At 66.1% G+C, this 11,600-nt stretch carries 12 protein-coding genes and 1 pseudogene; 5 read left to right on the top strand and 8 right to left on the bottom strand.

Annotated elements, in window-relative coordinates; translation table 11 throughout:
• The first annotated feature begins 225 nt into the window (after positions 1–225).
• Positions 226–1,113 (top strand): SMODS domain-containing nucleotidyltransferase, encoded by an 888-nt coding sequence (locus A3862_RS04830; protein WP_111473339.1) that lies wholly within the window; start codon positions 226–228, stop codon positions 1,111–1,113.
• Entirely contained in the window at positions 1,068–1,628 is a 561-nt protein-coding gene (locus tag A3862_RS04825; RefSeq protein ID WP_124262934.1) for a hypothetical protein, read from the top strand. Before A3862_RS04830 ends, A3862_RS04825 begins: the two co-directional genes overlap by 46 nt.
• A gap of 8 nt (positions 1,629–1,636) precedes the next feature.
• On the opposite strand, the gene A3862_RS04820 is transcribed toward A3862_RS04825, so the two are convergent.
• The 5 genes and pseudogenes from A3862_RS04820 to A3862_RS04805 all read right to left on the bottom strand — a co-directional run bounded on the left by A3862_RS04820 (position 1,637) and on the right by A3862_RS04805 (position 4,881).
• Positions 1,637–2,059 carry a hypothetical protein gene (locus A3862_RS04820; RefSeq protein WP_111473337.1) on the bottom strand — a complete coding sequence of 141 codons (423 nt, stop codon included), beginning with the start codon at positions 2,057–2,059 and terminating at the stop codon, positions 1,637–1,639.
• 156 nt (positions 2,060–2,215) lie between these two features.
• A pseudogene (locus A3862_RS32570) lies at positions 2,216–2,314 on the bottom strand (hypothetical protein); the annotation flags it as partial.
• Positions 2,315–2,385: 71 nt separating this feature from the next.
• Complete coding sequence (locus A3862_RS04815) at positions 2,386–2,622, bottom strand: hypothetical protein (RefSeq protein WP_111474301.1); 237 nt, start codon at positions 2,620–2,622, stop codon at positions 2,386–2,388.
• Between the two features lie 10 nt (positions 2,623–2,632).
• Entirely contained in the window at positions 2,633–4,321 is a 1,689-nt protein-coding gene (locus A3862_RS04810) for an AAA family ATPase (RefSeq protein ID WP_111473336.1), read from the bottom strand.
• Positions 4,322–4,404: 83 nt separating this feature from the next.
• Positions 4,405–4,881 carry a hypothetical protein gene (locus tag A3862_RS04805; RefSeq protein WP_111473335.1) on the bottom strand — a complete coding sequence of 159 codons (477 nt, stop codon included), beginning with the start codon at positions 4,879–4,881 and terminating at the stop codon, positions 4,405–4,407.
• A gap of 498 nt (positions 4,882–5,379) precedes the next feature.
• Here A3862_RS04805 and A3862_RS04800 point away from each other — a divergent pair, with 498 nt between their 5' ends.
• Complete coding sequence (locus A3862_RS04800; RefSeq protein WP_111473334.1) at positions 5,380–5,586, top strand: hypothetical protein; 207 nt, start codon at positions 5,380–5,382, stop codon at positions 5,584–5,586.
• A gap of 356 nt (positions 5,587–5,942) precedes the next feature.
• Here A3862_RS04800 and A3862_RS31010 read toward each other — a convergent pair whose 3' ends face one another.
• On the bottom strand, positions 5,943–6,548 hold the full coding sequence (locus tag A3862_RS31010; protein WP_124262933.1) for a hypothetical protein: 606 nt from the start codon (positions 6,546–6,548) through the stop codon (positions 5,943–5,945).
• Between the two features lie 302 nt (positions 6,549–6,850).
• Here A3862_RS31010 and A3862_RS04790 point away from each other — a divergent pair, with 302 nt between their 5' ends.
• Entirely contained in the window at positions 6,851–7,447 is a 597-nt protein-coding gene (locus A3862_RS04790; protein WP_111473332.1) for a hypothetical protein, read from the top strand.
• A gap of 160 nt (positions 7,448–7,607) precedes the next feature.
• Here A3862_RS04790 and A3862_RS04785 read toward each other — a convergent pair whose 3' ends face one another.
• Together A3862_RS04785 and A3862_RS04780 are read right to left on the bottom strand one after the other, a co-directional pair.
• Positions 7,608–8,534 carry a three-Cys-motif partner protein TcmP gene (locus A3862_RS04785; protein WP_111473331.1) on the bottom strand — a complete coding sequence of 309 codons (927 nt, stop codon included), beginning with the start codon at positions 8,532–8,534 and terminating at the stop codon, positions 7,608–7,610.
• Positions 8,531–9,280 carry a DUF5131 family protein gene (locus A3862_RS04780; protein ID WP_111473330.1) on the bottom strand — a complete coding sequence of 250 codons (750 nt, stop codon included), beginning with the start codon at positions 9,278–9,280 and terminating at the stop codon, positions 8,531–8,533. The genes A3862_RS04785 and A3862_RS04780 overlap by 4 nt, the downstream gene beginning before the upstream one ends.
• Positions 9,281–9,667: 387 nt before the next feature.
• Between A3862_RS04780 and A3862_RS04775 the strand changes: the two genes are divergently transcribed.
• Entirely contained in the window at positions 9,668–11,233 is a 1,566-nt protein-coding gene (locus tag A3862_RS04775) for an integrase arm-type DNA-binding domain-containing protein (RefSeq protein WP_111473329.1), read from the top strand.
• Positions 11,234–11,600 lie beyond the last annotated feature (367 nt).

Raw genomic sequence — 11,600 nt, 5'->3', positions numbered from 1 at the left:
CGGCGCCCGCCCGCCGGGGCCGCTGTCGCAAGCTCTCCTGCCGGGTCTCTGACCCAGCACACCTAATCCGTAGCGAACACCACCTCGCTACATTGAAGGGCCGGCTCCCACCTCAGGGCCGGCCCTTTCTGTTGGGGTACCCGCTGGGGATGACGCCCGGCGGACGGATCAGCCGGCCTTCCCACCGGACCACCGCTCCCCCATGCTGTGCGCAGGGGTGACAACATGTGGGTGGCAGTACGGCAGAGATTTCGGGCCTTCAACGAGGACCTGAACCTCACGCGCGAGCAGCTCGACAACGGCATCGGCAAAGCGGTCCGCGTGACCCAGGCCCTGGAGCGCGCCTACAACGGTCGCGTTGCGGACCGGCCGCCGCTGCTCATCGTTGGCTCCTGGGGCAAGGGGACCCAGGTCCGCTCAAGCGCTGACATCGACATTATGGTTCAGTTCGCCTCGGCGGTCCTCCAACGCTTCGAGGCTCGGACCGGAAACCGCCAGTCGCAGCTACTCCAAGAGGTGAAGGCCTTCCTCTTGAATACCTACCCGCAGACAGACATGCGAGGTGACGGGCAGGTGGTGATGGTCCAATTCAATACCATCACTGTCGAAGTCGTCCCTGTCTTCGACCTTCCCGGCGGGCAGTACCTCATGCCTGACACCAATGACGGGGGACGATGGAAGACCGTCGATCCGGCTGCGCAGATTGCCATGATCGAGGACATCGATACCCGGACGAATGGCAACACTCGCATCCTAACGAAGATGATCAAGACGTGGAAGCGTGAGAAAAATGTCCCGCTTAAGTCATATGTCATCGAGCTCCTGGTTGCGGAGTTCATGAGTACCTATAAGTACGCGCAACAGGACCACTACTACTACGACTGGTTCGTGCGTGATTTCCTCAAGGCGCTCGTTTCGAAGGCAGGAACGGGCCTGTTGATTCCGGGTACCGGGGAATGGGTTTGGCTGGGTGACGAATGGCTCTCCAGAGCGAGGACTGCGCTGGCTGCTGCTGAGACAGCATGCGAGTGGGAGCGGCTCGATTACGACGTCACGGCGGGGCAGGAATGGCAGACGATATTCGGAACACGCATACCGATCTACGTGCTGTGACGGTCCAACGGCGGGTCGAAGTCGCGAAGGAGGCGATGCGTCAGTCCGAATCGTGCCTGTGGACGTCAACCTCACTCTACATCTGGCTCCGACAGGTTCGCAGGCAGCGACAGTTCTTTATCGCCGCACCCATCGTTCTTGGCGCGCTCGCGAGCTTCACTGTACTTCAGGATGTCGTGCCGGCCTGGGTGGTCGCCACACTCTCGCTCGGGGCTAGCTTGTTTCCGGCCCTCTCAGACGGTCTCAACATCCAGACGAGCGTCAACGAGATCGCCCGGCTGGCAGCGGAATTCAAAGCACTTCAAGACCGCTTTCGCCGGGTAGCCAACATCACCGGGTTGGGGACTGCTGAAGAGGCCGAGGCTGCCTTGGCCGAGCTAATGGACAGGATGGACGTCGTTCGGAGCGCATCCGTGACACCACCCGAAAAGTATTTCGAGAAAGCCAGATTGAAAATCGAAGGCGGCCATTACGACTTCCAGGTGGACCTGAAGGCCATAGAAGCCGCTACATAGGCCTACTTTCAATCTCCCGTGCTTAGGTCGCCCATCCCCCTGCGCGGGCATTCGGATGCCGTAAATTCGCTGGGCAGGCGCAGCGCCTCGGGCCGCTTCATGGACTGCGTGACGACGAAGCTGCCGCCGCCACCGCCTGGCCACGACCACTGCCCCCCGAAGCCCGGGGAGGGGCCCCTGTTGGATGTGCCCCGCCCGACGACGCGGGAGAGCACCCGACCGGTGAGGGCATCCTGCAGCCCGCAGGTGACAGTCACGCGCCAGCCGCCGGGTGGCGCCGGGTCGGCGTCGACGTAGCCGTAGCGCTCGCGGCCGGGGCCCGCCGGAACGGTCAGGGCGAATCGCCAGCCGCTGTCCGGCTGCGGCCAGAGCTCCCCGGCGCCGGCCGGGACGGATGCGACGAGCAGGGCGATGGCGGCGAGGTTACGCACGGGGGAAACTCCGGAGGATGAGGGACGGCCCAGCACGAGCCGTCCGGGAGGAACAGGGCGACGGCGGCCGCGCTGATCGGGCTGCCGTCGTCGAGGAGGAAATCGGGGGGCCACGTAGGGGTTGAACCGGACCCTGACCGCGCCGGCTGGGACGGGCCCGTATTCGGCCAGGATGCCCCGGGCATGAGCCACGACCTCGCGCTGCGAGCGCCGCCTAACGCGGGCAACGCCGGCGGCGCTGACGACGAACTGCACGTCCCGGAGCGCGAGGTCGGGCAGGTACCCGACGACACGTTTGCGCTCCCGGATCGACTACGCCCGCCGCCTCAAATGCCAGTGGACGTCGGGCACGGGACGGACGGCAGCGGCGACATGCACACCGCCATGGCCTCGGCCTCTAGCGAGAGGTGCAGCGCCTGTTCCGGGGAGAGGCAACCGAGCGCCGCGAGGTCGATGACGCGCTGGACGCGGAGGCCCATCGCGGCGGCGGCGAGGCCGCACGCCCGGCGCGAGGCCAAGATCATGCGGATGCGGCCGAGGACGATTTGAGGGGTATCGCGCATGGCCACCCCCTCACATCCGGGTCGCCAGGGCTTCACGCCCGGCGACGACGGCCTCGACGAGGCGACGCACGAGGCGGACCGACCCACCTCTCTGGAAGTGCTCCTCGATCAGGCCGGCTTCCTCCCCGTCGAGGTCGGGCATCCAGCGCTCGTCCAGGCCACGCTCGGCGCGAATCTCCGCCACGATGCCCTTGAGCAGCACCGGCAGGTCCTCACGCCGCGGAGCGGGCATCGCGTAAATGCGGAACCGGTCGCACAAAGCCGGGTGCGACCGCCGCAGCGCGACGATGCCGTTGGCGGTGGCGATGTACGACACGCCGCTCAGGTCGACCTGCGCCTCGACGTATGTATCGAAGAAGCGCTTCGAGTCGTCCGTCAGCAGCGGAAGGATGCCGTCCAAAAGGCTTCCGTTGGTGGTGCCCGTCCCGGCCTTGTCGAGCTCGTCGAGGACGATGCAGGCGCTGGCCAGGCCAAGGCGCTTAAGAAGCTGGAGCGGTACGGAGGCGCGCCCGGTCGACCACTGCCTGCTCGTGGACAAGAACGTCGAATCTGACACGCCACTGCACGAGTAGACCTGAAGGCCGAGGCCGAGGACCTCCGCTAGCCGGCGGGCCAGCCTCGTCTTGCCGCTGCCGGGCGCGCCGACGAGGAGTAGCGGGCGCAGGTACACATGCGGCCGCCCGACGAGATCGCGCAGGACCGCGTCGATGATGCCCTCGGCGTAGGGGAACTCGCTCACGAGGATCTCCCTTGCGGCCGAGAGGTCGCCCACGCTGACGAGCGGCCAGCGCTTGCCTGCGAACGGTGCAAACTCGCCGCGGGGGGTCGACGCGACGTTGGCGGTGACCTTCACGTCTCCATCCCGGGCGGCGCCCGGCAGGTGGGCGACGGACGCGAGGATGACGAGGCCGGGGCCCTCGGGCACCTCGGGGGGCGCCGCAAGCTCGGGCTCCGGGGCGTCCTTCACGGCGCGAGCCGTAGCCATCATCTCGCGAAGGGATGGCTGAGCCTTCCGTTCCGCGATGGCCTCCTGCACGGTCTCCCGAATGCGCCCTCGGGCTAGCAAGGCCGCCTCTTCGATGCAGGCTTCCCCCGTCTCCCGCCATGGGCCGATGACATCGAGGAGCCGCGTCCCCGGGAACGTACGGCAACTGGCGGCGCCATCCTCAAGGCCACACCCGAAGGCCGCCCCATAGAGTTCGAGCATCCCCTCGCTCGCCTTAGCGTGGCGTGCGTATCGCCACAGCAACTCGCGCAGCAGCCGCTGAGCATTGAAGTCACCCAGCATCGCCAGCAGGACGGTCAACCTGTCGCGCAGGTTATCGAGGGGGTCCTCGTGCCCGTAGCTCCAATCGAGTTCGATGTCGTGCGCGGGCCGGGCGTCTAGGAGGCGGCCTAGCTCGGTCCAGGCGCACAGCAGACTGGCCTGGAATGCCCGGCATTCGACCCGGGTGACCGGGCGCTTGTCGTCGAACATGCGGTTCGTCGCGGTCCACAGGCCGCGCAGGAACTCGACCATGGCCCACGACCCGCCCACGTTCGCGTGGAGGGCGCGCACGTCGTCGACGAGCAGGTTGGGGAACACGAAGCCGAGGTACGCGCGGAGGTCTCTATGGACACTGTCGCCGTAGGGAGCGGCGCCGCAGAGCAGTTCACGAACGGTCGGGGGAACGCCAAACGCGGGGGCGCTGTCGGTCATCACGGGTATCCTTCACCGCGCACCCGATCGGAAATCGGGCACAAGTAGGCTCCAGTTTTAACTGGGGGTTCGTGAAGGTTTGGTTAGCGCGTCCCGGACGGCAAACGCTTCATGTCGCGGGCCCTCGCGACAAGCGCCAGGGCATCCTCCAGCCCTTGACGGGCAAGGACGGCGAGCTTGGCGCGGGGTTGCTCGTCGGTCGTGTCGAGGACCTCGGCCGCGGCGAGGAGCAGGTAGCCCAACGCCCGCGGGCCCGGGTGCCCTGCACCGTAACCGATTATGGAGAGTGCCCAGCTGGGCAGGCCGTTCCTCGCGATGCGGTCCCCGACGACGCTCCGCCTGTTGAGGCCGAGGACGCGCGAGAGGCTGCCCAGGTAATCTGACCCCCACAACGCGCTCGCGGCCTCTTCGACGGCGGCGGCCAGCGCCTCGCCGATCTCCTCCTGCGCGATGGGGCGTCCACCGGCGAAGGCGTCGCGGCCCCTGACGGTCAGGGGCTGCCCGTCGACGAGGCCGACGGCGTCAGGGTGATCCGGGACGGGGCGGAGGACAACGCGCATGCACCCGCCATAACGCGCCCCCCGGAAACATAGAAGGCCCCGGACGATGCCGGGGTCTTGTCTGCCCTCCCGCAAGCGGGAGGTGGTAACAGCGTTGCGCTTCGATACGCGCTTGAGCGGGGTTTGCCCTCCCGCAAGCGGGAGGAAAGGAGCCCGAGACCACGGCGCTGAGCTTGGTAGGTCCGCCCTCCCGCGGACGGGAGGACACCGCTACTTAGCGGTCGGTAAACAATTGGGGACGCCTCTCGCCCCGTCAAGTCGAACCGGTCTTCTCGAATCGGCGTTTCCACATAGAATCGGACCACGTGCCCATGGAGAGGGCGCGGCTGCCGGTGACGGGGTGCACTTCCGTCATGCCGGGTCCAGAAGCTGCAGATCGGGGCGGAGAAAGCCTTCTTCGCCTCCCTCGGTCTGGCGTACCCGGTTGCGCTTGACGGGGGCGCTGCGGCGACCACCGGGGGCCGCCTCACCGATGCGTACGGCAACCGCTTCTTCGAGGTGGGAGATCTCGTCACCCGCGACGGGACCGACATCCACCGGGTCGTCGACCACAACGGCTCGGACGGATACCCGCCGGACGGCTTTACCGTGGTCTACGTCAAGGCCCCAGCGAGCGGCTGGTGCAAGGTCGGAGACGAGGAGTTCAACACCTGCCGCCGGTGCGAGTGGGTCGATGACGTCATCGAAGGGACGGTGTCGACATGACCCGCCCGCTCACCACCTTCGGCTGGACCGCCCGGGACCTGGCGAGGGCGGCCCGGATTCGCGCGGAGCGGGGCGAGGCGGACGAAATTGCTCGGCACCGGGAGGACCTGCGGAACGCAGCCGCCCTAGCGAGGGAGGTTTGGGCTTCCCGTGGGATCACGGTCCACCCCGGCTTCGCCGCTCGCCTCCGTGCCGCGCAGGAACCCCCATGCGAGGGGTGAGCCGGCAGCCGGCCGGGATGGTCCGCGTCGCAGCGCCGAGGTTCCCCGCCGGGATGCGGGAGGCCGTCGTTTGGAACCAGGGCGTCCGGAGCTACGACGACCTGCAGCGGGCCTACGCGAAGCGGGGACGAGCGCTCAGCGGTGAGGAGGGTTCCACGTCGCGAAAGCCTCGCGCATCCTGTCAGAGACGTACGTGGACGGCCTTCCGCCACGCTTGGCAGGGATGACTGCGACGTGAGGCTCGATGCCCGCCTTCTCATAGAGACGGATGGATGCACGTGTCGCCGAGAAGATGAGCCCAAATTTTTCGAAGTGATGGCTATAAGCCGCCTTGAATAAATTTCCGCAGAACTCCTTCGCCTCCTCGGTATAAGCGACCCTATCGCTCATGCCTGTCGCCTTTACATAGAGACGACGAGCCTTTTCGGCATAGTCGATGCCACTTCTGTTTTCGAATGCCAGTTCAAGTGCTGTATTCCAGTACCACTTGTCGGAGTAATAACTGTCCACCCTGGTAAGGTGCATTGAGTCAAGGTGATTCACCACCCACTCGTCCCTGAGATGACCGTCGTCTCCTAGGGACCAATCGCTCACACCTGCGCTGACGTTCGCGAGATGGTTGTGTAAACGGCTTTCACAGTCTCCACGAATGGCATCCTCAATGTTCTGACGGTATACTGCCAGAGCATCCGGGCCGATATTGTTGGCGATGTACTCTCCGACAAGCGGCCTACCCGACATCTCACGAACTCCACAGATGACGCTCGGGAACCGCCCAAGCTGATATGGAGCCATCCTGCCGGATGCGGATTTGACATTGGCAAACCGGATCGCCGAATCCGTTGGTTATCAAGTAACAACTTATAAAGATGAGCCGCGGCCCTTCGAGTGGGAGTGGTCTTCGTGAAACAAACCACTTGCATTTTATGGATGATGGAAAGCTTCAATGCACCGAGGACGATAACGATCTTCGACGCTTCGGTTTCAGGTAACCTTTGCCGTCCAGGCTTCGACCATCGCAGCGACGGCGGCAAGGAGTGACGATGCCAACGATTTCGAAGCCGTGGCGACGGTTCTCGTTTGTCCACCCGGAAGCCGCCAAGCTCGGACTGAAGCCGCGCTTCAAGTATTTCGAGCGCCTCATTACGAGGGAGCCCGAGGTCTTGGTTTACAATCATCTATGGCAGCGCGCCGACATCACGGCTGACGCTAGAGAGATTCTTCTGAAGCAGCCTTTCAAGGCTAAGTTAATCCGCGCCCCCGACACCCGCGAAACGCTCGGGTTCTGCATCATCTTCGACAAGTTCGATGCAGAGTTTCGAGAGCGCTATGACAAGACACCTCTGATCGTGGCCCCGAAAAGCGTGCGAGACGACTGGCGGTGTCAGGGCAAGATGCGTTTCACGCAGCGGTTCCTTAGCTGCGAGGGCACCAAAGTCCGGGTCTCCCCCCATGGCCTAATCTCGGCGGACAGTTGGCTGCCCGAGCGCGCGATGTGGTACGCGGCGTATGATGAGCGGTATCCGTACGACCCGGTGCCGAGGAAGAAGAAGCCCAAGCCAGCGCCTTCCGAGCCGGTGTTGGAGGAGATGCTGCCGGAGGATGCCGAGGCGCTCCTGGACCTCGACCTCGACCTATAGGGGGCAGCCTCGTACCGAGCGCAGGGCCGCGTCGTCGGTCGCGCGATGAGAAGCTCCCGGCGGTACGCGAGGCAGACGTCGGCCACGCCGGATACGCCCGTGTAGCGCGTCGCCGGCGCCGGGCCCTCGATGCTGCGAACACGCTATCTTGGTCCACAGCCTAACCGGAGATCGTCAGCTTGCGCCCCCGCGCGGGAGCTACGCGGTCACCCTTGCTCAGGATGTGCTGCGCGCCGTCGAGGCCCTTCTTATTGGGCCCAGCCCAGACAAGGTAATACAGGTGACCGCCCTGGGTGTTGCGGATGAGGCGCCCCGGCGAGACATGCCCGAACGCTTCCTTGAGCCGGCCACGGTACCACTCCAATAGCTGGATTCCGGAATCAGCGAGCTTGAGGGTCTCGGCCCCGAACAGACCGTCGCGCTCCTCGTAGGCATGGATGCGCCAATCTGGGCTCCCGAAGAAGCTGTCCAGCGTCGCCTGCCAGTTCTCTCGGATGTCACCGCTGCGCACGAGGAACCGCTGAATGGCCATGCCCAGCGGGAAGTTTACGAACACCTCGATGGCGCCGGTTCGCGCCAGCGCTTCCAACGTCGACCATGGGATGTGCATCCCAAACGGGTCTACGAAGACGACCGCCCGGTGATGCTTCCAGTTGATGCCGCTGTCGAGGATGGCTTGAAGCTCGGTGGCCGCGTCGCCTTTCTTCACGACGATGCGACGAGTGCCGCCGTACTCGTCCGCCAGCGCATGCAACTCGGCGACGCGCTCCGGGTTGCGCTCGATGAAGACGTAGCGCGAAAACGGGTTCTCGATGTCGAGCGCCACGCGAGGTGAGCCTTTGAGGTACTCGACCGCCTCGGCGTCCGCGGCCGGCTCGGTGTTGAACAGACTGACCTCCGGCGCAGCCTTCGGCTTGGTCCGAACCTTGGCCCGGCCGGGGCCGGCGAACGCGTCGACGAAGATGGTGCCCCGGCACCACCAACCCTGGTTTTTGAGCACTTTGGTATAGAACCCAAGGTACTCGCTCAGTGCGTCCAGCTTCTCCTTTGCCCAAGGGCCGACACCTTCCTTGGGCTTCTTCGTCATCCGGCGGCAACCTTAGAGCGACGTGGAGTGGCAGGAAACTCGCTCCACTCCCGTCCGTCCAGGCTGCGGCCGCCGGATTTTGGACGGAATCCACCCCATTGCTTGAAGAAGAAGGCCACACCGGCCACGACGCATTGGTCCCTGACCTCCCGGACCCACTCCGGGTCCATCGGTCTGGCGCGGGGGCCACTCTCGCCACCGACGATGACCCAGTCGATGCCTTCTAGGTCGAGCCGACCGACGGGCCCGATCAGGGGCTCGATAGAGAGAAACCGGATGCCGGCCGGAGCTTGGCGAAGGTGGCGGATGCGCGAGGCTCTCGCCCCGTCCTCGACCGACATTCCGCACCAGATATGCGCTGGGCCTCGGCTCGCGCCGTACCGGCGACGGAGGAAATCCCGCATGAGGGGGGAGCGCTTCGTCAGGACCTGGAACGTGTGCCAATTCGCCCGCTCCATCGTGTCGAAAACGCGAGCGACGAATTCCTCGGGCACCTCTTTGTGGAACAGGTCCGACATGGAGTTCACGAAGATCATTCGCGGCTCACGCCACGCCAGCGGCTGCTCCAAGCGCGCCGGGCGCAGGGTCAGGTCGAACCCGGTCTCGAACGGGTGACCCGGCACGCCACGGAACCGTTCTGAAAACCGCTCGGCATAGCAGTTGTCGCAGCCGGGGCTGATCTTGGTGCAGCCCGTCACCGGGTTCCAAGTCGCGTCGGTCCACTCGATGGCGGTCACGTCGGCCATGCGCGAACACCTACCATTCGACAGGATGTCGGACGACCCCATCGAATGCCGCGCCCCCAACTTCAGGCGCGCCCGGCATCAGCAACGAGGGCCAAAATCCGCTCGCGGCTGGTATCAGGCTGGTATCAGAGGGGGTGGCTGGTATTGCCCTCAGCGGCTAAGTCGCTGCGGCCGCGAGGGAAAGGATGGAGCGGGTACCGGGAATCGAACCCGGGTATTCAGCTTGGAAGGCTGAATTGTCAACTCCAGTGGTATCCGGTCCGCCCAGGGTTTCGGTAACCAACCGCCTCAATATACAAAGGAAACGGCCGCTTCAGAGTTAACCGAGGGGTTGCGGAGGCGATTCGCGTCGGGTGGTATCCGGGTGGTATCCAGCCGGAGGGACCGATGGCCGTAGATGGTGGCAGGGGCTCGTACGCCCGGGAGCGCGTGCCGCTCACCGCCGGGCACGTGACGAAGGCCCGCGCGCTGATCCGGAAGGGCGAGGTCCCGGGGCGCGGCCTCGACCTCGTCGACACCGAGTGCACCGGCCTCGTGCTGCGCGTGACACGGAACAGCGCCACTTGGCTGCGGAAGTCGAAGGCCGGCACGGTGCGCATCGGCGACGCCGCGGTGATCACGCTCACCCAGGCCCGGGACCAGGCCGAGCGCATCCGTCTAGCGGTGCCGGGCCTCCACCAGCCGAAGGTTGAGACCAAGCTGTTCGAAGAGGTCCTGCGCCGGACCGGCAGCGAGGAGGAGGCGCTGGACGCCGCGTGGCCCGAAGAGGAGCCGGAGACCCAGACCGCTGAGGCGCGCCGCCGGGACGGGCCCTGGGTGCTCGGCGACCTGATCGACTCGTTCCTCGCCTGGAAGCTTCCGAAGCTGAAGGCGGGTCGCTGGCGCGCCAGCTACGAGGGCTATCTCCGACACCCTGAGCTAGCCGGCCTGTCGATGGTGACGGTTGCCGCCCTGGACCTGGAGATGATGCTCGGCGTCCGGCAGCGGCTGCTTGAGGACGGCACCACGAAGCGCTCGGCAGCCAAGCGCGTCATCGGCCAGTTCCGCGACGCGATGGCGTGGGGCTGGAAGGAACAGCCCCTCCGGTGCCGGCTCGTTCGCATGGAGTACCCTTGGTGGGACCGGCTGACCGTCGACTACTCCTCCGGGACAAGGACCCACGTGCCGACGGTGGACGAACTCGCCAGGACCCTGGTGGTCGCAGAGCGGCACCGCTCCCTCGGCCAGACCGAGCACGCCACCGGCGCCGGCCTGCTTGGGGCTTTGTGGGCCGTCGTTTTGACGGGTCAGCGCACCGGGGCCCTGGTGACCACCGAAGTCGGCTCGTGCGTCCCGCAATTCAGCAACAGCTTGCCCGGCTGGACCGCCGTCGGCTGGCCGGGAACGGTGATGAAGTCAAAGCTGCCGCACGGCCTTCCTGTTCCTCCGGATGCCTGGGCGATCATTGAACGCTACCGGCAGGAAGACGCGTGGGGCCGGGAGAAGCCTTCACCCTGGATGTTCCCGTCCCGTCGCAACGAGGGGCACATCTCCTACCTGGCGCTCAATCAACTGCTCGCCCGGCTGCAGGGCCTGCGCGAGGGCAAGCCCGACCCAAGCAAGGCCGACCTGTTCGCCCTGTACGGCATCCGGCGCTGGACCCCGCATGACGTCCGTCGGGGGCTCGCCACGTTTCTCGGCGAGCGTCGCCTGGGCGGGGCCGCGGCGGCCATCCTGGACCACGTCGACGGGAAGTCAGACGAGCGCGAGCGGACCGCCGCGGTCACCCGCCTCCACTACGACCGGGCCCAGCGCGTGGAGCTCAAGGCCGAGGGGATGACCCTGTGGTGCGAGGCGATCCTCGCCGCCTATGAGCGGGAGCGCGAGGCCGTCGCCCGCGTGCCCTTGCCGCCGCCGCGGCCGCGGCCCGTTAGGAAGCCGCCGACCAAGCGGAAGAAGGCCGTCCCCGCTTAGCCCGCCGGTCCCGGCCGAGCGCCCTGGCTAGGTCCGCCGGGCGCTCGGCCCTCACGAATCCCCTCCCACCGCGCGAGGCCCCCATGAGGTCCTCGGCGAGCGCCCGGGCGATGGCGTCGCGCTCCTCCGCGGCCGCCTCGGCGATCCATTGATAGCTGTCCATGTCGCTCCTCCGATGAGAACGAAATAGGAACAAACGGGCGGCGTTCAACCGGGCGGGAACGTCCACCGGGTACGCATGCTGGGGGACGTTCCCGCCCCGCCTTCACTCTTCCTTCACCACGGTCCAGGGTTGCCCCGCCGCCCCGGTTGACCCTGCTCCGCGAGCTGCGATCCTGCTGATTCGACCCGCCCGAGAGGCCACCGT

It is taken from the genome of Methylobacterium sp. XJLW (genome assembly GCF_003254375.1).
Classification (GTDB): Bacteria; Pseudomonadota; Alphaproteobacteria; order Rhizobiales; family Beijerinckiaceae; genus Methylobacterium; species Methylobacterium fujisawaense.
This window is presented reverse-complemented; position numbering and strand designations above follow the sequence as displayed.

Excerpts from the sequence above, each read along its gene's own strand:
- A3862_RS04830 (WP_111473339.1), top strand. The coding sequence starts at position 226 with ATGTGGGTGGCAGTACGGCAGAGATTTCGGGCCTTCAACGAGGACCTG.
- A3862_RS04825 (WP_124262934.1), top strand. The coding sequence starts at position 1,068 with ATGGCAGACGATATTCGGAACACGCATACCGATCTACGTGCTGTGACG.
- A3862_RS04815 (WP_111474301.1), bottom strand. The coding sequence starts at position 2,622 with ATGCGCGATACCCCTCAAATCGTCCTCGGCCGCATCCGCATGATCTTG.
- A3862_RS04810 (WP_111473336.1), bottom strand. The coding sequence starts at position 4,321 with ATGACCGACAGCGCCCCCGCGTTTGGCGTTCCCCCGACCGTTCGTGAA.
- A3862_RS04805 (WP_111473335.1), bottom strand. The coding sequence starts at position 4,881 with ATGCGCGTTGTCCTCCGCCCCGTCCCGGATCACCCTGACGCCGTCGGC.
- A3862_RS31010 (WP_124262933.1), bottom strand. The coding sequence starts at position 6,548 with ATGTCGGGTAGGCCGCTTGTCGGAGAGTACATCGCCAACAATATCGGC.
- A3862_RS04790 (WP_111473332.1), top strand. The coding sequence starts at position 6,851 with ATGCCAACGATTTCGAAGCCGTGGCGACGGTTCTCGTTTGTCCACCCG.
- A3862_RS04785 (WP_111473331.1), bottom strand. The coding sequence starts at position 8,534 with ATGACGAAGAAGCCCAAGGAAGGTGTCGGCCCTTGGGCAAAGGAGAAG.
- A3862_RS04780 (WP_111473330.1), bottom strand. The coding sequence starts at position 9,280 with ATGGCCGACGTGACCGCCATCGAGTGGACCGACGCGACTTGGAACCCG.
- A3862_RS04775 (WP_111473329.1), top strand. The coding sequence starts at position 9,668 with ATGGCCGTAGATGGTGGCAGGGGCTCGTACGCCCGGGAGCGCGTGCCG.